Origin of the sequence: Escherichia sp. KCJ4928 (genome assembly GCF_004352695.1) — a bacterium.
Taxonomy (GTDB): domain Bacteria; phylum Pseudomonadota; class Gammaproteobacteria; order Enterobacterales; family Enterobacteriaceae; genus ECMA0423.
Map to the genome: position 1 here is coordinate 1 of NZ_SJWV01000488.1, position 805 is coordinate 805.

The 805-nt window shown below is 57.5% G+C and carries 1 protein-coding gene; it reads left to right on the top strand.

Annotated features, from left to right (window positions below):
- Window positions 1-173 (top strand): Rop family plasmid primer RNA-binding protein (locus E0D98_RS25025; protein WP_100027332.1); only part of this gene is annotated, 173 nt, incomplete at its 5' end.
- Window positions 174-805: the final 632 nt, after the last annotated feature.

Here is an 805-nt window from a genome sequence, read left to right on the forward strand (position 1 = left end):
CAGCCCTTAACATGGCCCGCTTTATCAGAAGCCAGACGCTGACACTGCTGGAAAAACTGAATGAACTGGACGCCGACGACCAGGCGGACATCTGCGAAGCCCTTCACGACCACGCCGACGAGCTTTACCGCAGCTGCCTCGCACGCTTCGGGGATGACGGTGAAAACCTCTGACACATACAGCTCCCGGAGACGGTCACAGCTTGCCTGTGAGCGGATGCCGGGAGCAGACAAGCCCGTCAGGGCGCGTCAGCAGGTTTTAGCGGGTGTCGGGGCGCAGCCATGACCCAGTCACGTAGCGATAGCGGAGTGTATACTGGCTGAACCATGTGGCATCAGTGCGGATTGTATGAAAAGTGCGCCATACCGGGTGTGAAATGCCGCACAGATGCGTAAGGAGAAAATGCACGTCCAGGCGCTTTTCCGCTTCCTCGCTCACTGACTCGCTACGCTCGGTCGTTCGACTGCGGCGAGCGGTATCTACGCACTCAAAAACGAAATGCTGTTATCCACAGAATCAGGGGATAACGCCGGAAAGAACATGTGAGCAAAAGACCAGGAACAGGAAGAAGGCCGCACCGATGGCGTTTTTCCATAGGCTCCGCCCCCCTGACGAGCATCACAAAAACCGACGCTCAAGTCAGAGGTGGCGAAACCCGACAGGACTATAAAGATACCAGGCGTTTCCCCCTGGAAGCTCCCTCGTGCGCTCTCCTGTTCCGACCCTGCCGCTTACCGGATACCTGTCCGCCTTTCTCCCTTCGGGAAGCGTGGCGCTTTCTCATAGCTCACGCTGTTGGTATCTC